The organism is Desulfomicrobium norvegicum (assembly GCF_900114595.1).
GTDB classification, from domain to species: Bacteria; Desulfobacterota; Desulfovibrionia; order Desulfovibrionales; family Desulfomicrobiaceae; genus Desulfomicrobium; species Desulfomicrobium macestii.
On the sequence record NZ_FOTO01000002.1, the window covers coordinates 32,476 to 52,975 of the forward strand.

At 60.3% G+C, this 20,500-nt stretch carries 22 protein-coding genes and 1 tRNA gene; 10 read left to right on the forward strand and 13 right to left on the reverse strand.

The genetic code is table 11. The features are described from left to right. Positions 1 to 27: 27 nt before the first annotated feature. The 11 genes from BMZ24_RS04165 to BMZ24_RS04215 form a co-directional block, all read right to left on the reverse strand. On the reverse strand, positions 28 to 873 hold the full coding sequence (locus tag BMZ24_RS04165; RefSeq protein WP_092189618.1) for an HDOD domain-containing protein: 846 nt from the start codon (positions 871 to 873) through the stop codon (positions 28 to 30). 2 nt (positions 874 to 875) lie between these two features. Further along, positions 876 to 2,774, reverse strand: a complete 1,899-nt coding sequence (locus BMZ24_RS04170) for a GspE/PulE family protein (RefSeq protein ID WP_092189620.1) — start codon at positions 2,772 to 2,774, stop codon at positions 876 to 878. A gap of 18 nt (positions 2,775 to 2,792) precedes the next feature. Further along, the gene (locus BMZ24_RS04175; RefSeq protein ID WP_161949032.1) at positions 2,793 to 3,263 is read right to left on the reverse strand and encodes a PilZ domain-containing protein; all 471 of its coding nucleotides are present in this window, start codon (positions 3,261 to 3,263) and stop codon (positions 2,793 to 2,795) included. 131 nt (positions 3,264 to 3,394) lie between these two features. Next, positions 3,395 to 3,721, reverse strand: a complete 327-nt coding sequence (locus tag BMZ24_RS04180; RefSeq protein WP_092189624.1) for a MerR family transcriptional regulator — start codon at positions 3,719 to 3,721, stop codon at positions 3,395 to 3,397. A gap of 25 nt (positions 3,722 to 3,746) precedes the next feature. Continuing rightward, a complete protein-coding gene (pheT, locus tag BMZ24_RS04185) occupies positions 3,747 to 6,128 on the reverse strand; it encodes a phenylalanine--tRNA ligase subunit beta (RefSeq protein ID WP_092189626.1) in 2,382 nt (793 codons plus the stop codon). Between the two features lie 19 nt (positions 6,129 to 6,147). Continuing rightward, positions 6,148 to 7,191 (reverse strand): phenylalanine--tRNA ligase subunit alpha, encoded by a 1,044-nt coding sequence (gene pheS, locus BMZ24_RS04190; RefSeq protein ID WP_092189628.1) that lies wholly within the window; start codon positions 7,189 to 7,191, stop codon positions 6,148 to 6,150. Beyond that, positions 7,191 to 7,544, reverse strand: a complete 354-nt coding sequence (rplT, locus tag BMZ24_RS04195; RefSeq protein ID WP_015775158.1) for a 50S ribosomal protein L20 — start codon at positions 7,542 to 7,544, stop codon at positions 7,191 to 7,193. Before rplT ends, pheS begins: the two co-directional genes overlap by 1 nt. Positions 7,545 to 7,621: 77 nt before the next feature. After that, positions 7,622 to 7,822 carry a 50S ribosomal protein L35 gene (gene rpmI, locus BMZ24_RS04200; RefSeq protein WP_015775159.1) on the reverse strand — a complete coding sequence of 67 codons (201 nt, stop codon included), beginning with the start codon at positions 7,820 to 7,822 and terminating at the stop codon, positions 7,622 to 7,624. 109 nt (positions 7,823 to 7,931) lie between these two features. After that, positions 7,932 to 8,453: a translation initiation factor IF-3 gene (gene infC / locus BMZ24_RS04205; protein WP_092189630.1), complete on the reverse strand. Its 522-nt coding sequence runs from the start codon at positions 8,451 to 8,453 to the stop codon at positions 7,932 to 7,934. Further along, positions 8,437 to 10,374, reverse strand: coding sequence for a threonine--tRNA ligase (gene thrS, locus BMZ24_RS04210; protein WP_161949052.1), 1,938 nt, complete (start codon positions 10,372 to 10,374; stop codon positions 8,437 to 8,439). Before thrS ends, infC begins: the two co-directional genes overlap by 17 nt. Before the next feature lie 53 nt (positions 10,375 to 10,427). Further along, positions 10,428 to 10,502: transfer RNA gene (locus tag BMZ24_RS04215), tRNA-Val, on the reverse strand. Between the two features lie 287 nt (positions 10,503 to 10,789). On the opposite strand from BMZ24_RS04215, the gene BMZ24_RS04220 reads away from it, so the two are divergent. From BMZ24_RS04220 to BMZ24_RS04230, 3 genes are read left to right on the forward strand one after another with little or no spacing between them, the layout of a single operon-like run. Next, positions 10,790 to 11,911, forward strand: coding sequence for a PP2C family protein-serine/threonine phosphatase (locus tag BMZ24_RS04220; protein ID WP_244150281.1), 1,122 nt, complete (start codon positions 10,790 to 10,792; stop codon positions 11,909 to 11,911). Between the two features lies 1 nt (position 11,912). Next, entirely contained in the window at positions 11,913 to 12,323 is a 411-nt protein-coding gene (locus BMZ24_RS04225) for an ATP-binding protein (protein WP_161949033.1), read from the forward strand. Positions 12,324 to 12,325: 2 nt separating this feature from the next. Beyond that, positions 12,326 to 12,718 (forward strand): secondary thiamine-phosphate synthase enzyme YjbQ, encoded by a 393-nt coding sequence (locus BMZ24_RS04230; protein ID WP_092189636.1) that lies wholly within the window; start codon positions 12,326 to 12,328, stop codon positions 12,716 to 12,718. A 1-nt stretch (position 12,719) separates the two neighbouring features. On the opposite strand, the gene BMZ24_RS04235 is transcribed toward BMZ24_RS04230, so the two are convergent. Continuing rightward, complete coding sequence (locus BMZ24_RS04235; protein WP_092189638.1) at positions 12,720 to 13,712, reverse strand: NAD(P)H-dependent glycerol-3-phosphate dehydrogenase; 993 nt, start codon at positions 13,710 to 13,712, stop codon at positions 12,720 to 12,722. Positions 13,713 to 13,862: 150 nt separating this feature from the next. Between BMZ24_RS04235 and ahbB the strand changes: the two genes are divergently transcribed. The 4 genes from ahbB to BMZ24_RS04255 all read left to right on the forward strand — a co-directional run bounded on the left by ahbB (position 13,863) and on the right by BMZ24_RS04255 (position 18,037). Further along, the gene (ahbB, locus tag BMZ24_RS04240) at positions 13,863 to 14,333 is read left to right on the forward strand and encodes a siroheme decarboxylase subunit beta (RefSeq protein ID WP_092189640.1); all 471 of its coding nucleotides are present in this window, start codon (positions 13,863 to 13,865) and stop codon (positions 14,331 to 14,333) included. A gap of 20 nt (positions 14,334 to 14,353) precedes the next feature. Next, positions 14,354 to 15,622, forward strand: coding sequence for a glutamate-1-semialdehyde 2,1-aminomutase (gene hemL, locus BMZ24_RS04245; RefSeq protein ID WP_092189642.1), 1,269 nt, complete (start codon positions 14,354 to 14,356; stop codon positions 15,620 to 15,622). A 110-nt stretch (positions 15,623 to 15,732) separates the two neighbouring features. Next, positions 15,733 to 16,161: a cytochrome c3 family protein gene (locus tag BMZ24_RS04250; protein WP_092189644.1), complete on the forward strand. Its 429-nt coding sequence runs from the start codon at positions 15,733 to 15,735 to the stop codon at positions 16,159 to 16,161. Positions 16,162 to 16,315: 154 nt separating this feature from the next. After that, positions 16,316 to 18,037 carry a coiled-coil domain-containing protein gene (locus BMZ24_RS04255; protein WP_143077830.1) on the forward strand — a complete coding sequence of 574 codons (1,722 nt, stop codon included), beginning with the start codon at positions 16,316 to 16,318 and terminating at the stop codon, positions 18,035 to 18,037. Between the two features lie 59 nt (positions 18,038 to 18,096). Here BMZ24_RS04255 and BMZ24_RS20340 read toward each other — a convergent pair whose 3' ends face one another. Next, the gene (locus tag BMZ24_RS20340) at positions 18,097 to 18,231 is read right to left on the reverse strand and encodes a hypothetical protein (protein WP_279625508.1); all 135 of its coding nucleotides are present in this window, start codon (positions 18,229 to 18,231) and stop codon (positions 18,097 to 18,099) included. On the opposite strand from BMZ24_RS20340, the gene BMZ24_RS04260 reads away from it, so the two are divergent. From BMZ24_RS04260 to BMZ24_RS04270, 3 genes are all read left to right on the forward strand, one after another. Next, positions 18,230 to 18,421: a hypothetical protein gene (locus BMZ24_RS04260; protein ID WP_092189648.1), complete on the forward strand. Its 192-nt coding sequence runs from the start codon at positions 18,230 to 18,232 to the stop codon at positions 18,419 to 18,421. The two genes, BMZ24_RS20340 and BMZ24_RS04260, sit on opposite strands and share 2 nt — an antisense overlap. Further along, positions 18,408 to 19,109, forward strand: coding sequence for a ubiquinone/menaquinone biosynthesis methyltransferase (locus BMZ24_RS04265; RefSeq protein ID WP_092189650.1), 702 nt, complete (start codon positions 18,408 to 18,410; stop codon positions 19,107 to 19,109). The genes BMZ24_RS04260 and BMZ24_RS04265 overlap by 14 nt, the downstream gene beginning before the upstream one ends. A 67-nt stretch (positions 19,110 to 19,176) precedes the next feature. Beyond that, positions 19,177 to 20,487, forward strand: a complete 1,311-nt coding sequence (locus BMZ24_RS04270; protein ID WP_092189652.1) for a nucleotide sugar dehydrogenase — start codon at positions 19,177 to 19,179, stop codon at positions 20,485 to 20,487. Positions 20,488 to 20,500 lie beyond the last annotated feature (13 nt).

A 20,500-nucleotide genomic window follows, 5' to 3' on the forward strand; every position in this document is an offset into this window, starting at 1 on the left:
CGTTGGGACGATTGGGGTGAATGAAGGTCAGATTTCCGCGTTGGCTACGTGGTCTTCCATCGCGATCTCCAGTTCCGCAAGTGTAATGTCGGACAGACCGAGAATCCCGGCCTCGCTGCTGGTGACCAGGATCAGGTCGGGATCCTGGCGCAGGCCGATGCCGAGCTTTCTGCATACAAGATTGGCCAGTCGCACCAGAACCAGCAGGGTGCTCCCTTGGTCATAATCCCGGCGATGGTGATCCCGGCATACGTAACAGTAGGACTCGGGCAGATTCCATTTTTCGAGCAGCAGAAATCCACATTCGGGATGCATGGTCTCGACGAATTCATCGGCCGCTGTCTTGGTGATCCGAGGCGCGTCCTTGTCTTTCTCGCCCACGGAAACCAGGGCCTTGAGCACCAAGAGCTTGCCCACGTCATGAATCAGACCGGCAATGAAGGCCTCAGGCGCAAGCTCGGAGTGGTCGCAGCGCTTGGCCAGCCACTGCGCGCCAAAAGCGCAGGCCACGGAATGCTTCCACAACGTGGCCGTATACTGCTGCACGAACGGGTTGCGGGAGCTGTAGTTCTTGCGCTGCGTGGCCATCATCACGCTGTTGACCACCTCGCGCAGACCAATGCGCACCACGGCATCCTGAATCCGGCTGACTTTCTTGATGCCCCGGAAAAAGGAGGAATTGGCGACTTTGAGCACTTCCGCCGCGAGCACCTGATCCTGGGCGATGTAGCTGATGACCTTGTCCGTGTCCGGATCGGCCTTGGTGGCCTCCTGATGGACCAGGAGGGCCGTGCGATCGAAAACCGGCAGATCGTTGCCGGGTTCATCAAGAAATTCACGCACACGGTCATGAATGGAGGCAATTTCAAACATTCCTAGACTCCGAGTATCCTTCGCAAATCGGCCAGAGGCCTGGGTTTTTGGACTCTGGGCAAGGTCCGCAGGACCTCTTCCACCGTGGTCATGCCAATGGCCGCCTTGGTGATGCCGTCTTCCATCAGGGAAATCATGCCGGCCTTCTCGACACTGATAACGCGCAGATCGTGGGTGGTCTTGCGCTGCAATACGGCGTCCCGGATAAAAACTTCCGGGATGAGCATCTCGTATACGGCCAGACGGCCCTTGTAGCCGCTGTGCCTGCAGATGGCGCACCCCCGGCCCTTGCGGAATTCCGCTCCGGCCAGATCCCCGTAAGTGCAACCCATGCGTCTCAGCTGGCTGAGGTCGGGCTGATAGGGAACCGCGCAGTGCGGGCAGACCCGCCGCACCAGGCGCTGCGAGAGGATGCAGGACAGAGTCGAGGAGACCAGAAACGGTTCGATGTTCATGTCCAGAAGACGGACCAGGGCGCCGATGCTGTCCTCGGTGTGAAAGGTCGTCAAAACCTTGTGCCCGGTCAGGGCGGTCTGGATGCACATCTCCGCCGAAAAATGGTCGCGCACCTCGCCGATGACCACGATGTCCGGGTCCTGACGGACGATGTGCTTCAGGGTCTCCTCGAAAGTCAGGCCTATGGAGGGCATGATGGAACATTGCCCGATGCCGCGAACCTTGTATTCGACCGGGTCCTCGGCCGTGATGATGCTCACTTCGGGCCGGTTCAGATAGTTGATGCAGCTGTAGACCGTGGTCGATTTGCCGGACCCCGTGGGCCCGGTGACCATGATCACCCCGGAGGGCGCGTCCAGGGCTTCTTCCATGAACCGGCTGAGCATGCCCGGGAGCATCCCAAGTTCGTGCATGGGCAAAAGCTCTTCCTGATTCTTCAACAGGCGCATGACGATCTGTTCGCCGTACACCGTGACATAAAAGGACATGCGCAGATCGATCTGCACGCCCATGTGATTGAAAATGAGTCGCCCGTCCTGATGCCGCCTCTTTTCCGCGATGTCCGCACCGCACATGATCTTGAAACGGCTGACCAGCGGAGCCACGGCACCGATGGGATAATCGCGGAAATGGACCATGACGCCATCTTCGCGGAAACGGACCCGCAAGCGGTCGGCCATGGGCTCGACATGAATGTCGCTGGCCCCCCGTTTGAACGCGGCCAGCACGATGGAGTTGGCGATCTCGACGATGTTCAGACGGTTCAGGTCCGCCCCGTTTCCGATGCGCAACTCTTCCTTGCGCTTGGTCAGCACGTCGTCGAGCTGGCTGACCCGGGTGATGCAGACGACAATGTTCTTGCCGAAATAATCCCGCGCCGCGTCCAGGCTGCGAGGATCGAGGGGATCGGCGAAGGCGACGCGCACCGAACCGTCGGGCTGCATGTCGAAGGGCACAAAGCGGTATTGCTCGTAGTATTCCACGGGCCCGCGAGCCATCAGCCCCGGATCCGGATCCTTGGCCGCAAGCTCCAGGATCGGCAAGCCGAGCTGCATGGCCAGTATTTCCGTCAGCTTCTCGTCCGCCAGAAATTTGTGCTGGATGAGGATGTCGCCCAGCTTCTGCTGCCGCCCGCCCTGCAACTGCAAATCGAGAGCGCGGTTGAGCTCCTCGTCGGTCAGATAGCCCAAGCCGTTCAGCAGATCGCCGATGCGCAATTCGCCCTGATTGCGCCGAACTGTCTGGCGGATCGTCTCGTCCGTGACGTAACCGAGCTCCCGCACGACGTCGGTCAGTGGCTTGCTCATGTGCAGCTTGGACGTGACCCTCCGCGCATATTGCGCCTGCTCGACGGACAGATGGCCTTCACGGATCAGAAGCCTGACGATGGGATTCATGGCCTCTTCGGTTCCGTTGCCGTTACCGTTGTCAAGATCCCTGTTCATGCACCCCTCCAGACAGGATCAATGCAGAAGGTAAAAACCGAGTTCCTTGTCATATTCGCTCCTGGCAAACTTGGCGCCGATGGTACCGCTACGGATATTGCGGACCAAGGCCATCCGCTGGATCAGATTTTCCGGCGGAGAATCGAGACGAAACCGCACCGTCACCACGTCGCCGATCTGCAGAACTGTCGACTCCTCTACCATTGGCGATTCAATGGAAAAGGACAATCCGCTCATGGACAGATCGCGCACCTTGATCTCCAGTTCCTCTCTGGTCCTATGCACGGTGCACCTGCCCGCCAGGGACACGGATCTGCGATAGTATTCCCTGAACTCAACCAGCATGGTCATGCTTTCGCCGCAGCGGCATTTGATCCTGATGCGGCTGTCGCGGTCCCGATACGCCGAGGCGTCAAAATTGGTGACGAAGCCGCAGTGGGGACAATGGAATACGGCTTTACCATTTTTGTCGGCGTAAACTTTCAGCATGGCCTTCCTTGAGGACATTTTTTGGTTTTTCGAAAAACCGACAACACAAAAATGCTACGGTCTCGAATTCGCCATGTAAAGATATATGGCAGGGCCGACCATGCACAAAAAAACCCCGATCTCTAGGCGAGTCAGGGATTTTTGGTCAGCAGGCGGTGAATCTCTTCCAACTCTCGCCGAATCGCATCCAGCGGAGCGCGGATGGACTCCGCGCCTTCGAGTTTTTGGCGTGCGCCCTTGATGGTCAGTTTCTCAACATACAGAAGATGGCGAATCCGCTCCAGAACGCGGACATGCTCCTCGGTGTAGTAGCGCTGCCCCTTGGAAGTCCGGGCAGCGGTCAGCTGGGGGAACTCCTCTTCCCAAAAACGCAATACATAGGGCTCCACGCCAAGCCGCCGGGCAACCTGTCCGATGCGCAAGCGTTTTTCGGTGTCGGGCGTAACGGGTTTGAGCACGTTCCCTCCTGGCCCGCGAAGCCTGTCAGGAGAAACGGACAGGCAACCTCTCGACCAGATGCTGACCAATGCGAAGATTGATTTTTTCCACTTCCTTGTCTTTCAGGGTGCGTTCTGCGTGACGGAACACAAACCGGTAGGTCAGATTGCGCTCCGTACTCCCTTCCGGAGCGTAGACATCGACCAGAAAGACATCCGTAAGCAACGGTTCCTGCAATGCCCTGACCGTATCAACTACCGCACCGATTGCAAGGCTCTCGGGCGCGACCAGGGTCATGTCCCGGCGAACCACCGGAAATTTGGGGATCGCCTTGAACACAACGTTCAGACGCATGCCCATGAGCAGATCAAGATCGAGATCCGCGTACCAGACCTCGCCACGCGCCTGATAGGCGTCGGCCAGATCCTCGCGGATCATGCCGACCCGGCCCACGACCGTTTCTCCAGCCCGCACCAAAATCTCGGGAGCCAGATACGCATGCTCACCGCCGCGTTCAAAGCTTGCGGCGCCGACGCCCAGCGTCAGCAACAGATGCTCCACCAAGCCCTTGATGTCGGCATATCCGAAGCGGCCCTCGGGGTAAGGATAGCGGGCGGGAAAACGGCCGCCGTGCAGCAGAATGCCAAGACGGTTGTTTTCCCGGGTCAAGGTGTCGCTGCCAGGGTCCTGCACGAAGGAATGCGCGACCTCGAAGATGCGGATGCGGGTGTTGTCCTGACTCATGTTCTGGCGCAGCGAGCCCAGCAGCCCCGGGGCCAGCTCTGTACGCAGGACGTTCATTTCCTCGCTCAGGGGGTTGAAAATATTCACCCGGCCTTCAAGGGGCAGTCCGCAACGGTCCAGATCCGCGGTGCCGACAAAACTGTAATTCACGACTTCCGAGAGGCCCGCGCCACGTCCCCAGTCCTTGACCTGGCTCAGAAACGCAAAAGTGGGGTCGGCCTTGTCCAGATCGGCCAGGCTCTTCTTGACCGTGGGCAGCACCGCCTCGATGCGGTCCATCCCATACACCCGCGCAACCTCTTCGATGAGATCGACTTCGCGCTCAAGGTCCAGTCTGAAGGACGGCGCCGTGACCTGCCAGGATTCGCCGTCAACAACGCTACATCCCAGGCGGGTCAGGGTCTCGCGGCAGAATTCGGGAGACATTTCGACGCCCAGAAGCCTCGTAGCCTTGGCCGGAGTGAAGGAAATGATCCTGGGCGAGAACGGACGGGGCTCGGCCTTGGCCACCCCGGGAGCGACCGTGCCGCCGGACACGGCGGCCATGAGGCTCGCGGCCCGGTTCATGGCGTGCGTGTTCCCGATCTGATCGACACCGCGCTCGAAGCGGTAGGAGGCGTCGCTGGAAAGTCCAAGACGGCGGGCCGTCTTGCGGATGGACGCCGGATCAAAGACCGCGCTTTCCAGCAGCACCGTGGTGCTCGTGTCGCCGATCTCGGAATTGGCGCCGCCCATGACGCCGGCCAGGGCGACAGGCTGCTCGTCATCCCAGATGAGCACGTCTTTTTCCGTCAAAATTCTGTTCTGGCCATCGAGGGTGGTCAGGGTCATGCCCTCTTGGGCGCGTTCCACCCGGATGCGGTTTCCGCGCAAGAGATCCCGGTCAAAGGCGTGCAGGGGCTGCCCGCACTCCATCATCACGTAGTTGGTTACGTCGACGATGTTGTTGATCGGACGCAGGCCCACGGCCAGGAGGCGGTATCTGAGCCAGTCGGGGCTGGGAGCTATCTTTATGTTCCGGATAAGCCGCGCCTGATAGAGCGGGCACAGGTCGGCGTCCGGCTCGATGGCGAAACCCTCGAAGGGCTCCCCGCTCTCGACCAGATCAGCCTGCGGAATCGTCAGGGGCAAGCCGAAGGCTGCCGACACTTCCCGGGCCAGGCCGAGCACGGACAGGCAGTCCGCGCGGTTGGGGGTGATGCTCACGTCCAGCACGACCTGGTCCAGGCCCAGGGCCTCGCAGATCGGCGTGCCCGGAACGAGGTCCTGATCAAGGACCATGATGCCTTCGTGGCCTTCGCCCAGGTTCAGTTCACGCTCGGAACAGATCATGCCGCAGGACGGATGCCCACGCAGTTTTGCCTTCTTGATGACCAGTCCGCCGGGCATGGTCGTGCCCACCGGGGCGACAGGCACCTTCTGGCCGGTGGCGACGTTGGGGGCGCCACAGACGATGTCGAGGATCTCGCCCGTGCCGATGTCCACTTTGCAGACCGAAAGATGGTCCGAAGACGGATGCGGAGCCCTTTCAAGAACATGCCCGACCACGATCTTCTCCAGCGCGGCAAAGGGATTCGCGATCTCCTCCACCTCCAGACCGAGCATGGTCAACCTGTCACCCAACGCCTTGACGTCCCCTTCGTAGGGCACGAATTCCCGCAACCAGTTCAAGCTTAACAGCATGGCAAAACCTTATGTCCGCTCAGGCGAATTGCCGGAGGAACCGCAGATCGTTCTCGAAAAACATGCGCAGATCGCCGATGCCGTATTTGAGCATGGCGATGCGTTCGACACCCAGACCGAAAGCGAAGCCCGTGTAGATTTCCGGATCGTAACCGACTTTGTGGAACACGGCCGGATCGACCATGCCGCATCCGAGAATCTCCACCCAGCCCGTTTCCTTGCACACGCGGCACGGCTCGCCGTTCACCTTGCCCTTTCCGCCGCAGATCACGCAGCTGATATCCACCTCGGCGCTGGGCTCGGTAAAGGGAAAAAAGCTCGGACGAAAGCGGACCCTGGTGTCGTGACCGAACACGTTCTGCACAAAGGCGGTCAGAATGCCGCGCAGGTCGGCCATGGTCACGTGGGTGTCCACGAGCAGCCCTTCGACCTGATGAAACATCGGGGTGTGGGTGATGTCCGAGTCCCGGCGATAGACCTTGCCCGGCGCGATGACGCCGAGCGGCGGCTTGCGTGCCAGCATGGTCCGCACCTGCAACGGCGAGGTGTGGGTACGCAGCAGGATCGAATCCGAAATGTAGAGGGTATCCTGCATGTCGCGGGCGGGATGCTCGGGAGGAAGGTTGAGCGCTTCGAAATTGTTGAAGTCGTTCTCCACTTCCGGTCCGGACACGACCTCAAACCCGAGGCTCGTGAACACCGCGCAGATTTCGCGGGTGACCAGGGTCACCGGATGCAGCGAGCCAAGATCGGGCTGCCAGGACGGCACCGAGGCGTCAAACGCGCCCAGGGCCTGCTCGCGCGCACGCGACTTCAGGGCGTCGACCTGCTCTTCCCACAGGGTCGTCATGGCGACCTTGACCTGATTGGCGGCCTTGCCCGCGGCCGGGCGCTCTTCGGGGCCCAGCGCGGTCAAACCGGACATCAGATCGGCCAGGAGTCCCTTGCGCCCGAGAAAACGGACACGCAGTTCCTCCAACTCTTCCAATGAAGAAGCCTGGCCCAGGGCTTCATTGAGCTCCGGGACCAGGCTTTCAAGCTTGCGAATAATATCGTTAGCCACTAGTTCGCCTTGGATTTTACCATTTGGCACAGCGCGGCAAAGGCGTCTTTTTCATAGACAGCCATGTCGGCCAGGGCCTTCCGGTTAAGATTGATTTCGGCGAGCTTCAAACCATGCATGAAACGGTTGTAGGTCAGGCCGTATTCACGCACGCCGGCGTTGATGCGCACGATCCACAGTCTCCGAAAGGCACGCTTCTTCTGCTTTCTGTCGCGGTAGGCGAAGCACAAGGCGCGCTCAACGGTTTCTCGGGCGGTGCGGTACAGCTTGCTGCGCGCTCCGCGATAGCCCTTGGCAAGGGCCAAGTACTTCTTGTGCCTTCTGTGGGCTGTCTTTCCTCTTTTTACTCTCATGATCTTCTCCTTTCGCAATCAGGCATAGTGGGAAATGACTATGCGCTGAGTCGTTCCGTCCCGGCACAATGCCGGAACTAGAAAATGTACGGTACCATACGACGAATCGCGCCGACACAGGACTGGGCAGTCATGGTGGACTGACGCAGCTGTCTTTTACGCTTCGCGGATTTCTTGGTCAGGATGTGGCGCATGTTGGCGTGGCTTCTTTTTACCTTGCCTGTGCCCGTGACCCGAAAACGCTTGGCCGCACTTCTGTTGGTTTTCACCTTTGACATAGTTCCTCCTCAAACAGACTTGAATGGTCGCGTGAGCGACCGGCAATACTGCTCCCTCCCGCCAATGTGGCGGGAAATTTTTCTTAAAAAGGCGGCAGAGGGAGCTAGCTTATTTTTTGGGAAGCCCTGCCAGCAGGAGAAACATGGTCCGGCCTTCGACTCGGGAGGTCTGCTCGACCTTGGCCACGTCGGAAACCATCTCCACGATCCGGTCCAGAATGACCTGCCCTCGATCCTTGTGCGCCATTTCGCGGCCTCGGAAAAACACTGTCACCTTGCAGCGGTCTCCGTCCTCTATGAACCTGCGGATATGCTTGATCTTGGTCATCAAGTCATGATCGTCGGTATGCGGACGGAACTTGATTTCCTTGACCTGAATCTGGGTCTGACGCTTCTTGGCTTCCTGTGACTTTTTCTTTTCCTCGTAGAGGTACTTGCCGTAGTCCATAATTTTACAGACCGGCGGCTTGGCGTTGGGCGCCACTTCAACCAGGTCAAGTCCCTTTCCCTCGGCCTGTTCCAAGGCCTCGGGCACGGTCATGATACCCAGCTGATTCCCATCATCTCCAACAACCCGGATTTCCTTGGCCCTGATTTGCTTGTTCCGGCGGGCCTTAGCAGCTGAAAGAATATCTCATTCCTCCATGTTTAAATGGTTTTTCGCATTCCTGCCGCAAAAGGTCGACAAACGTATCAATAGGCATGGCGCCCAGATTGTTGCCGCCCAGCATGCGCACGTTGACGCAGGCCTGCTCGACTTCCTGATCCCCGATGACCAGCGCGTACGGAACCTTTTCCATCTGCGCCTCGCGCACCTTGTATCCCAGCTTCTCGTTGCGCAGATCGAGTTCCACACGCACTCCCGCCCGCTGCAACGCGGCCTGGCAATCGCGGGCGAATTCATTGTGGTTGTCGGTCACTGTCAAAATACGGGCCTGGACAGGAGCAAGCCATGCCGGAAAAGCTCCGGCGAAATGTTCGGTCAGGATGCCGATAAAACGCTCAACAGAGCCCATGATGGCGCGATGCACCATGACAGGCCGGTGCCGCTCGCCATCCTCGCCCACGTATAACAAGTCAAAACGATCCGGCAAGGTGAAATCGACCTGGATGGTCGAACACTGCCACTGCCTGCCGAGGCAGTCACGCAGCTTCACGTCGATCTTGGGACCGTAGAAGGCGCCGTCGCCCTCGTTGATCGTATACGGCAGCTCCATCTGACCCATGGCGTCCATGAGGGCGGCGGTGGCGCGCTCCCAGTCTTCGTCGGAGCCGATGGACTTCTCGGGCCGGGTGCTGATCTCCATGGAATATTCGAAACCAAAGACTCCCATGAGATCCTGAATCCAGGTCATGACGCCCTTGATCTCGTCCAGGAGCTGGTCCGGACGGCAGATGATGTGCGCATCGTCCTGGGTGAACTGGCGCACGCGCATCAGGCCATGCAGAACGCCGGACAGCTCGTGCCGGTGCACGACACCGAATTCGAACAGGCGGACAGGCAGATCGCGATAGCTGCGCTGGGTGGTGTTGTAGATGAGCATGTGCGCCACGCAGTTCATGGGCTTGACCCCGTAAGGCACCTCGTCGATCTCCGTGAAATACATGTTTTCACGGTAGTTGGCGTAGTGTCCGGAGGTCTCCCACAGGTCGCGCTTCAAAATTTGGGGGGTGCGCACGATGCCGTAGCCGCGACGGATCATTTCCTTGTTCACGAAATCTTCAAGGATGGTCCGTAGCAGGCCGCCCTTGGGATGCCAGTACGCCATGCCCGCGCCGCCGCGTTCGTGGAAGCTGAACAGGTCAAGCTGGGGGCCGAGCTTGCGGTGGTCGCGCTTTTTGGCCTCTTCGATCATGGCCAGATGGGCTTTGAGATCCTTGGGGGTGGCAAACGCTGTCCCGTAGATGCGCTGCAGCATGGGACGGTTTGAATCCCCGCGCCAGTAGGCTCCGGCAACGGAGGTCAGCTTCACGGCCTGCAAAAAGCCGGTGGACGGCAGGTGCGGTCCGCGGCAGAGATCCACGAAATTGCCGTGGCGGTAGATGGACACCTCATCGGCGCCAAGGTCATCGATGATTTCAAGCTTGTATGTTTCGCCCATGGAGGCAAAAAGCTCCTTGGCCTCGGCAGCGCTCATCTCCTCGCGGGTGAAGGGCTGGTTCGCGGCCACGGATTGCGCCATGCGCTCCTCGATCTTTTCCAGATCTTCGGGAGTGAACGGGCGCTCGAAATCGAAATCGTAGTAGAAGCCGTTCTCGACATCGGGACCGATGGTCACCTTGGCGGAGGGGAACAGCTCCTTGACAGCTTCGGCCATGACATGGGCGGCGCTATGACGCAGGACGGTCAGGCCCTGGGCGGAGTCCGTGAACACGGGCTCCATGACGGCGGTTCCGGCAGGCACCGGGCGAGCCAGGTCGAGCAGCGCGCCGTCGCAGGCACAGGCCACCGCTGCTTTCATCTTCTTGCCGGAAAGGACCGTGCGCAACACATCCGCGCATGTCTGACCAGCCTGAACCTCGACGTCCTGACCTTGTATCTGAACCATAATGCCCTGCCTCACAAACACGATAGGGAGGCTGTGCCTCCCTATGAGTTCTTTTTTGGTAGGCGCGAGGAGGGTCGAACTCCTGACCCCTTGCACGTCAAGCAAGTGCTCTCCCACTGAGCTACGCACCTAAATGGAGAGCCGCATATATCTTCGCTTTTTGACTTCTGTCAATATCTCTTTTGCATGTTGCGCATTTTTTTTGAAACTTCTCCCGAAAACCCTCGCCATCGCATGCCGGCCAACGCCCCGCGCTCAAGAACGCAAAGGCCGATCCACCCCGTTGCATATCCATAATAATAATCGCAAGTCAGGATTGACGCAGGCCGACAGGGCAAAGCCGGGGCCGAACCTTTGCATTCCCCCCGATTTCAGCTATCCCCAAAGGCATCCACCACCTCTGCAACACGGCGCGCCAGTGAAAGACACCACACCCTGCATTCTCATCGTCGATGACGAGCCGCTCAACATCAAGCTTCTTGATATCGTGCTCAAAAAAAACGGATACCGCACCCTGTCCTGCACCAGCGGCCCCGCTGCCAGGGCCCTGGCCGCCGAGCACATCCCCGACCTCATCCTGCTCGACGTGCTGATGCCCGGCGAAGACGGATACATAACGTGCGAACTGCTCAAGCAGCAATCGCTGACCTCCGAAATCCCGATCATCTTCATCTCCGCCCTGACAGACACTTCAAGCAAGGTCCGGGGGCTGGAAGTTGGCGGAGTCGATTTCATCTCCAAGCCTTTCGAGAAGGCCGAGGTTCTGGCCAGGGTCAAGGTACACCTGAAGCTGCGCTTCACCTACCGCGCCCTCATCGAAGCCCAGGCCCAAAGGCTGGCCCAGGTCCAGGACGCGCAGCAGGCCCTCCTGGTCCTGCCCGCCGAACTGCCCGAGGCGGGATTCGCGGTCCGCTTCGAGCCGGTCCTTGAGGCGGGCGGAGATTTCTATGACGTGCTGCATGTCGGCGGCACGACCTTCGACTATGTCGTGGCCGATGTCAGCGGACACGACCTCGGCACATCCTACATCACCTCGGCCTTGAAAGCCCTGCTCAGCCAGAACTGCAATCTGGTCACCTCCCCGACGGAGAGCCTGACCATGATCAACAGCGTCCTCTGCCGCATCCTGACCGGCGGCACCCACATCACGGCCGGATTCGCCCGGCTGAACCGCGAGCGGCGGACCCTGACCTACGTCAACGCGGGGCACCCCGCGCCTGTCCTTCTCAGGGCGGGAGGCGGCGCGGAAATCCCGCAACCTTCCGGAGACATTCTGGGCGTCTTCGATTCCGTCTGGTTCGAAGCGCTGGAGCTTTCGGTGCAACCCGGCGACCGGCTGTTCATGTACACCGACGGTCTCATAGAAGGTTTCGGAGACAAGAAGATGACGCGCGAGGAAGGACAGGCCCGGCTCAAAGCGGTCTGCGAAGCGCACCGGAATCTGCCCCTGGCGCAGGCCGTGAATGCAATCCACGAAACGCTGGCCGAGCCTGGGGCAGCGCGTGAGGATGACACCATCTTCCTTGGCCTGGAGGTCTGACATGTTTGAACTGACGCCCCTTGCTCAGGGATTCGCCCTTGAAATGGACACCATCCTTGAAAACGTGGACCGCTGCGTGGATCAGATCCGCATTTTCCTGGAGGAAAGAAACGCAAGCGAGCATCTCTTCCCCCTCTCGCTCCTGGCGCGCGAGGCGCTCAACAACGCCATGATCCACGGCAACAACCTGGATCGCACCAAGACGGTGATGTTTCGGCTGCTGGCCCGCGCAGACGGCTTTGATCTGCAAATCATGGACGAAGGCCCCGGATTTGCCTGGGACAGGCACATGCAGGCCCGCAGCCAGGCCGACGACGTCAGCGGGCGCGGGCACGAGATTTTCCGCAATTATGCCAAGGCCGCCCGCTACAACACCAAGGGCAATGCCCTGACGCTTGAATATCGAGGCTAGCCATGCATTCCATTCAGATCAAGACAAGTGCCAAAGAGGCCATGATCGACATCACCGCGCGTCTGGAAGAGCTTCTGAAAAGCCGGGAAACCGTTTCAGGGCTGATGACGGTCTACACGCCGCACACGACCACGGGACTGACCATCAACGAAGGGGCCGATCCCGACGTCTGCCGGGACATCCTGGCCCACCTGCGGAGCATGATCCCCCAGCATGCAGGCTTTCGCCACGCCGAGGGCAATTCGGACGCGCACATCAAGGCGACGCTCTTCGGATCATCCGTGCAGGTCATCGTACACGAAGGGCGGCTCATGCTCGGGACATGGCAACGCATCTTCCTGGGGGAATTCGACGGACCCAGAACGCGCACGATCTGGGTCACGTTCACAGGCTGACTCATTCCTCCCGCAAGGGCCGAGTCATGAGTTCACGCACCGCCTCGGCGGGATTCTTGTTCTCGAAAAGGACGGCGTGAACCTGGCCGGTGATGGGTAAATCGATGCCCTTATTCACGCCCAGCGCGTGCACGGCCTGGGTCGTTTTCACCCCTTCGGCCACATTGTGCATCCCCGCCAGGACTTCCTCCAGGGTCTGCCCTCGGCCGATGGCCAGCCCCACCTGCCGATTGCGGCTCAAATCCCCGGTACAGGTCAGAACCAGGTCGCCCATGCCGGACAGGCCCATGAACGTGGCCGGACGCGCGCCCATGGCCGCGCCCAGGCGCGACATTTCGGACAGTCCGCGGGTGATCAGCGCCGCGCGGGCGTTCTCTCCAAACCCCAGGCCGTCGGAAATGCCCGAAGCTATGGCCATGATGTTCTTGACCGCCCCGCCCAGCTCCACGCCCGTGACATCATTGTTGACGTAGACGCGAAAGCTCTCCGTGGAAAAAAGCCCCTGCACCAGATCGGCCAGCGCCGGATCGGCGCAGCCCAGAGCCACGGCCGTGGGCATGTTCGCCACCACCTCCGAGGCAAAGGACGGCCCCGAGAGCACCGCGTAGCGAGGCTCAAGGCCGGACAGTTCGTCGCGCACCACCTGGCCCATGGTCCGGAACGTGCCCAGCTCCACGCCCTTGCTCGCGCAGACGATCCCGGTCCGCGTCGGAAAAAGGCCGCGATGTTCGCGCAGAAAAAGGGCCAGATTCTGGCACGGCACGGCAAGCACGACGCAGGCGGCCCCGGCCAGCACCCGGGCCAGATCCGTATCCGCCCGCAAGCTCGGGCTAAGTGGCAGACCAGGCAGATAGCGGCTGTTGGCGGACCGCTCGTTCACGTCCTCGGCGATCTCCGTCCGCCGGGCCCAAAGCCAGGCCTCTTCGCCCTTGCAGGCCAGCAAATTGGCCAGGGCCGTACCCCAGCTCCCGGCTCCAAGTATCGAAATCTTCACGAAAAAACCTCCATGCGGATCTTTGGGCAAGCCCGCTTACTATCGAAGATGCTCCGCGTTCTGTAAAGGGCGCTATTGCCAGCATATGGCGAAACAGGTAAGGACCGACGCGAAACAAACCCGGAGTTTCGGGCTCCCTCAGGAGAAAAAGTGGATTTTACCCAAAGCGAACACGACATACTGCGCATCGTCCAGGACACCCTGCCCGACAGCGCCACCCCCTACGCGGACATTGCCCGTCAGACCGGCAGTACGGAAGAGGAAGTCCTCGCGCTGCTCAAAAAACTCAAAAAAGGCGGCCAGATTCGCCGCTTCGGTGCAACGCTGCGCCATCAGCAGGCGGGCTACGGCTTCAACGCCATGGTGGCCTGGTACATCGAAGAGGGGTTCGACCCCGACGAGGTCGGACGCATCATGGCCACACGCCCCGAAATTTCTCACTGCTATCTGCGCCCCAACTGCATGGACTGGCCCTACGACATGTACACCATGATCCACGGCAAAAGCCGCGAGGACTGCATGCAGGTCGTGCAGGCGCTCATGGAGCAGACCGGGGTGACCCAGTACGAAATGCTTTTCAGCATAAAAGAGCTGAAAAAGACATCAATGGAATATTTCTAGCGCATTCACGGAGGGATGACATGACCATATCACAGGAACTTTTCCAGAAGGCTGGAACCCTCATCCCGGGCGGTGTCAACAGCCCCGTGCGGGCCTGCAAGAGCGTGCACTGCGATCCGCTCTTCGTCGCCTCGGCTGGCGGCAGCAAGCTCACGACCGAAGACGGTGACGAATTCATCGACTACGTCATGTCCTGGGGGCCCATGCTGCTCGGCCACAACCACCCCCAAGTGGCGGCGGCCATCGCCGAGACGGCCACCAGAGGCACAAGCTTCGGAGCGCCCTGCAGGCTTGAGGTCGAACTGGCCCAGGCCGTGGTGGACGCGGTCCCTGGCATCGACATGGTGCGCATGGTCAGTTCCGGGACCGAGGCGACCATGAGCGCCCTGCGATTGGCCAGAGGCTACACGGGCAAAAACGGTGTGATAAAATTTCACGGCGGCTATCATGGCCACGCCGACGCATTTCTGGCCAGCGCCGGTTCCGGCGTCGCCACCCAGTCCATCCCCGGCACCCCCGGCGTGCCAGCCGACGTGGTCAAGCACACGCTGCTGGCCCACTATAATGATTTGGACGCCGTGCGGACCCTGTTTGAACGGCAGGGAGACGACATCGCGGCCGTCATCGTCGAACCGGTGGCCGGCAACATGGGCCTGGTCCTGCCGAAGCCCGGATTCCTGGAGGGCCTGCGCGAGTTGACCCGCAAGCATGGGGCATTGCTCATTTTCGATGAAGTCATCACCGGATTTCGGGTCAGCTTCGGCGGAGCCCAGGCGGCCTTCGGCATCGACCCGGACCTGACGTGCCTCGGCAAGATCATCGGAGGCGGCCTGCCGGTTGGAGCCTACGGCGGAAAACGAGAGATCATGAGCCACATCGCACCCAGCGGCAACGTCTATCAGGCCGGAACGCTCTCGGGAAATCCCCTGGCCATGGCCGCGGGCCTTGCTACCCTGAAGGCGCTGGCCAAGCAGGATTACCCGGCTCTCGCCGCCCGCACCGATGCGTTCTCCGGGGAACTTGAGAACATTTTGCGCGGCAAGGGCGTGCCCGTGACCCGTAACCACATCGCTTCCATTTTCACACTCTTCTTCACCAAGACTCCGGTCGTCGACTTCCCCTCGGCGCAGACGGCCGACAGCAAGGCTTTCGTGTCTTTTTACCAGCAGATGCGGGCACAGGGCATTTATCTTGCACCTTCAGGATTCGAGTGCGCCTTCACATCGTTCGCCCACTCCGAGCAGGATTTTGAACGCACCCTGGAGGCGGCCCGGAAGGTTGAATTCTAGAAAAATCAAAAACCCTTTTTCCGGGCGTCCTTGACTGAAGACCAAGACCGTCGATATATACGTCCCTGCTTGTGCTTTTTGTAACTTTTCTTTCTGGAGGTAGAAAGAGGATGAAAAAGAAATTGTTGATCAGCCTGATCTGCGCGGCTTTCCTGTGCTTGGGCGCCGTCATGAGCGTCAGCGCTGCCGACGCTCCCGGAGACGACTACGTCATCAGCGCCCCTGAGGGAATGAAGGCAAAACCCAAGGGTGACAAACCCGGGGCCCTGCAGAAAACAGTGCCCTTCCCCCATTCCAAACACGCCACTGTAGAATGTGTCCAGTGTCACCACACCCTGGAAGCCGACGGCGGCGCAGTCAAGAAGTGCACCACTTCCGGCTGCCACGACTCCCTGGAGTTCCGCGACAAGGCCAATGCCAAAGACATCAAGCTGGTGGAAAACGCTTTCCACACCCAGTGCATCGATTGTCACAAGGCTCTGAAAAAAGACAAGAAGCCCACCGGCCCCACCGCCTGTGGCAAGTGTCACACCAACTAGCGTTCACGCTAGAGACCGCACATCAGCACAAGCAAAGGCCGGCCTTTGGTTGCCCTCGCCACAGACCCTGTGGCGGGGGCTTTTTTTTCGGTCGGAAATCAGATAACCCGCCCCGTGCATTGCCCTTGCCCAGGCTTCTTGATAGGAAAAGCCGATGTCCACAACGCCAAGAAAGGATCACGCCATGACCACAAGCACCAACCCGACGGACGATATCATTGAACTGACGGAGATCGTGGAAGAAGGAATCGCGCTGGATAAAAAGTTCGAAGACTTCGCCATGGACAAGGCCGTTGACGCCAAAAGCCTGGACAAGGAGCTTGACGACCTGCTTCGCGACGCCGAACCCCAGTCCGCGCCTGCCGAGGCAACCGGCGATGAAATCGATCTGGATATCCTCTTCGACGAACCGGCTCCCACCCCGGCCCGGCCCCAGGCTCCCGCAGCCCCGGCCAAAACGCAGACGCCCGATCCCGGCATGGACATCTCGGATCTGGACGATCTTTTCGATTCTCTAGGCATCGGAGACAATGACAACGATGATACCGCGCTCGACATCATTCTCGACGGGGACATGCCGGAACCGAAGCAAAAAGGCGACGATACTTTTTATTCCTCCGACTCCATCGATCTCGAGCTCGAAATCCCGGGTTTGAGGAGCGATGAAAAAGCCGCCAGCATCCAGGACTTGACCGACGACCTGCTCACGGACATCCCGGAAACCGTGCTCCTGGAATCGACTGACAAGCCCGAGCCCCCCGCCCCCGAAGCGCCCGTCAAGGCTGCCGCCGAGGCAAAACAGGCCGAAGAACCCGTGGAGGCTCCCGTAATCCAGCTCGGCACCCCTGTGGTGGACGAGCCCGAGCAGGCGGAAGCGGATGAACCCGCGCCTCTTCAGTCGGCAAAAGAGCAAGCCCCGCCAGCGGCCTCTCCGGCCCAGGCGGCTCCTGAAGCCGCGCAGACGCGGCTTGAAGGTGAACCGACGGTCTCAAGCGCCGAACTCGAAATCATCAGCGCCCGGCTCGACGCCCTGGAGTCCCGGCCCGAAGTCGCCCCCGCACCGAGTCCTGAAGAACTCCTGGCCCTCCTGCCGCAGTCCCCCAAGGACCTGCCCCTGACCGAGGCCCTGCGCCGGGAAATCCTCGAACATGTCGAGACCAGGGTGGCGGAACTGGCGGCATCTTCCAGCGTTGACGGGCTGCAGGAATCCGTGAGCGCCCTGCAACAGCGGGTTGAATCTCTGCCTGACTTTTCGGCGGAACTTGCCAAAACCCTGCCTGCCTCGGCCATGCAGAAAATCGAGGCCGAACTTGAGGGCCTGCGTTCACAGATTGAGAACCGGGAAGAACCCGGAGCCGAACAAATCCTGGCCCTCCTGCCGCAATCCCCCAGGGAGCTGCCCCTGGCCGAAGCCCTGCGCCAGGAAATCCTCGAACATGTCGAGGCCAGGGTGGCGGAACTGGCGTCTTCGGCCAGCATGGACGGACTGCAGGAATCCGTGAACGCCCTGCAAAGCCAGGTCGAATCCATTCCGGACATCCACGCCGAACTGGCCAAGACCCTGCCCGCCTCGGCCATGCAGAAAATGGAAGCCGAACTTGAGAACCTGAGAGCCCTGGTGCGCGGGCAGGAAGAAACCTTGAGCGCCCTGCAAAAAGCCCTGTCGGACAAGGATGCCGCCATGGCCGCCCTTGGCGACGAAGCAAATCGCCTGCGCGCGGAGCTCGACGCCCTGGCCGCCAAGGCCCCCGCAACCCCGGATCTGGACGCTATCAGAAGCGGACTTCAGGAATATGTTCAGCAGCAGATGCCCGCCGCCGCGGCCAAGATCATCCGCGAGGAAATTCAGGCCCTGCTCCAGGAAATGGAAGACTGAGCCGCCCCCCGGGGTCAAGGCTCCGGGAGGCTCTCGACTCCCACTTTGGGCTGTGCTAGCTAGAAAAAAAACGAAGGGATGGCTTCAGGGTTTTTCTTTCTTTTTTTACCGCCCGGTTTTCCCCCAAAGCAGGTCGATACCATTCCCCCCGGGCGGTTTTTTTGTTGCATTTCAACCCAGAGAGAGACACTCATGGACCAGATCCAAAAACAAGCCCTGCAGGTCGCCAAGGAAATCGTCGTCAAGTTCATTGAAGTCGGACGCATCTCCCCTTCCAATTTTTCCGAATACTTCGAACCCATCTACGACGACGTCTACCGCACGGTGACCAAGACCGGTCAGATTTCGGACATCGAGAAGGACAGCGCCGTTGAACCCGAATGAGCACGGAAAGCGGGTCTCCAGCCTTTTCGACAACATCGCGACCTGGTACGACTTTCTCAATCATTTCTTAAGCTTGGGCCAAGACATCTACTGGCGCTATCGTCTGGTGCGCACCCTGCGGACCGGAGCCACGGGCGCGGTGCTCGACCTTGCGGCCGGAACCCTGGACGTGAGCAGGGAAATTATGCGCCGCCATCCCACGCTAAAGATCCTGAGCATGGACTTTTCCCGCGCCATGCTCTGCAGCGGCAAGAAAAAAGTCGTGAGCCAGCCAGCCATTTTTCCGGTCCAGGCCGACGGACGCGCCCTGCCCTTGCCTGACGGATGTGTCGACACGGTGACCATCGCCTTCGGCATCCGCAACATCCTGCCCAGAAGCGAAGCCTACAGCGAGATTCTGCGCGTCCTGGCACCCGGAGGACGGCTGTGCATTCTTGAATTCGGCACGGGACAGGCCAGGATCTGGCAGGGAGCCTACAATTTCTATCTCGGCAAGGTCCTGCCCCGCATCGGGCGCTTTTTCTCCAAGAATCCCGAAGCCTACCAATACCTGGCTGACACGATCCTGGCCTTTCCCAACGCTTCGGCCCTGGCCAAAGAGCTCCGGGACGCCGGTTTCGACCAGGTCGGCTATCAGGCCCTGAGTTCGGGAATCGTCTATATCCACGTGGCCCAAAAACCGTCCTGATGCCCTCCCGGCCGCTCATTGCCGTCACCCCTCAACCCTTTGGGACATGCTGTAACGAGGAACTCCCATGATCACTTTTGAAGATATCGCATCCGGCGCCTCGGAAGTTGCCGTGGTGGGACTGGGCTATGTCGGCCTGCCCCTGGCCGTGGCCCTTGGCGACCACTTCAAGGTCATTGGCTTCGATATTTCCCGCCCCCGCATCGAAGAGCTGCAAAGCGGCAGGGACTCCACGCGGGAAGTGGAGCCTGAGAAGCTGGCCCGCGCCCGGGTCGAATACACCGACGATCCCGCAAGGCTGGCCATGGCCGGAATCATCGTGGTGGCCGTGCCAACGCCCATCGACGGCAACCGCAAGCCGGACCTGCGGCCCGTGGTCGGAGCCACCGCCACCGTGGGCGCGCACATGCGCAAGGGCTGCATCATCGTCTATGAATCGACGGTCTATCCCGGGCTGACGGAAGAAATCTGCGTGCCTTTGCTGGAAGAGAAATCCGGCCTGACCTGCGGCAGGGATTTCACCGTGGGCTATTCCCCGGAACGCATCAATCCCGGCGACAAGGTCCACACCCTGGAGAGCATCGTCAAGGTGGTCGCAGGCCAGGATCAGCCCACGGCGGACTTGCTGGCCCGCTTCTACGCGTCCATCGTCAAGGCCGGGGTGCACCGCGCTTCGAGCATCAAGGTCGCGGAAGCCGCCAAGGTCATCGAAAACACCCAGCGGGATCTGAACATCGCCCTGATGAACGAACTGGCCCTGATTTTCGACCGCATGAGCATCGACACCAACGAAGTGCTCGAGGCCGCGGGCACCAAATGGAACTTTCTGCCCTTCCGGCCGGGCCTGGTCGGCGGACACTGCATCGGGGTGGACCCCTACTACCTGACCTTCAAGGCCGAATCCATCGGGTTCCATCCGCAGGTCATCCTTGCCGGCAGGCGCATCAACGACGGCATGGGCAAGTTCATCGCCGAGAAGACCATAAAGGCCATGATCGATGCCGGATGCCTGATCAAGGGCGCCCGCGTCGGCCTTCTGGGCCTGACCTTCAAGGAAAATGTGCCGGATCTGCGCAACAGCCGGGTAGAGGACATCATCCACGAACTTTCCGACTATCACGTCGATGTCTTGGTGCACGACCCGCTGGCCGATGCGCGGGAAGCCAAAGAGGAATACGGGGTGGATCTTTTGCCCCTGCCGGAACTGCGGCAGCTTGACGCTCTCATTCTGGCGGTCTCGCACGCCGAGTTCGCGCAGCTTGACGCGGGCCGCATCGCGGCCATGTTCAAGAATCCCGCCGGCGGAATCGTCATCGACGTCAAGGGCTTTCTGGACAGGGACGCCCTGTCGCGCGAATTCAAATACTGGCGTCTGTAAACCATGGACCCCG